The sequence below is a fragment of the Enterovibrio gelatinilyticus genome, assembly GCF_028683095.1.
GTDB lineage: Bacteria > Pseudomonadota > Gammaproteobacteria > Enterobacterales > Vibrionaceae > Enterovibrio > Enterovibrio gelatinilyticus.
The window spans coordinates 1-949 of record NZ_JAJUBC010000092.1; the positions used below are offsets into that span (position 1 = coordinate 1).

The 949-nt window shown below is 49.0% G+C and carries 1 protein-coding gene; it reads right to left on the reverse strand.

Going from position 1 to position 949, the window contains the following annotated elements:
• Window positions 1–926, reverse strand: a 926-nt coding sequence (locus LRP50_RS25345) for an IS110 family RNA-guided transposase (RefSeq protein WP_274167168.1), incomplete at its 3' end; no start/stop codon positions are given.
• Window positions 927–949 lie beyond the last annotated feature (23 nt).

The window sequence follows — 949 nt, forward strand, 5'->3', positions numbered from 1 at the left end:
TTGTTGTAACCACGGCGCTGAACCAATTGGTTTCCCCATACGCTTAATGCATCTGTTTTATTTCTTGCTCGACTCAATGCCGCTCGAGCACCGTGCACCAATAAAGTACGTAAATACCGGTCACCCCTTTTCGTAATACCTCCCATGCGGCACGTATCACCTGACGCATAGAGCTGAGGAGTGAGACCAAGCCACACTGCAAACTCTCTCGGGGAGTGAAAGGCTTGCCCTTTGTCGATAGACGCAAGAAACGCAGACGCATTGATGAGTCCAACACCTGGAAGGCTCATGATGATGTCACGGCAAGGATGTTCATCAAGGAAGGCCTTGAGTCTTTGTTCAATGTCTTCGATACGTTGCTCTGTATCAAGCAACTCCATATAGGCATTAGCCACAATGTTACGCAGCCCCTGAGAACACGATGTGTCCCCAATAACGTGGGCAAGCTTAGCTCTGAGGTGCTTCACACCAACAGGGGCAATGACACCAAATTCACTCAGTATGCCTCGGGTTTGATTGACCAAGGATGTCCGATTTCGTTGTAGTCGCTCACGTACACGATGCAGTGACAGAATCTCTTGTTGGTACTCGGTTTTTACGGGCACAAAACGGACATGAGGTCGTTGGCTGGCTTCAACAATCGCTAAGGCATCATTGTGGTCATTCTTATTTCCTCGCACGAAAGGCGTGACATGTTGTGCGGGAATGAGCTTGGTATGATGGCCCAGTTTAGTCAGTTCACGCCCCCAATAATGGGCGGAGTAGCAGGCCTCCATGACCACGGTTGTCGGAGGTTGCTGGGCAAAAAACTGTACCAGTTGGTTGCGTTTCAATTTACGGTTAAAAATCGGTGTGGAATGTTCGCCTACACCACAAACTTGGAAGGTGTTCTTAGCCAGATCGAGACCTATGGTTTTACACTGCATAACGGACGCTCCTGATTAACTGA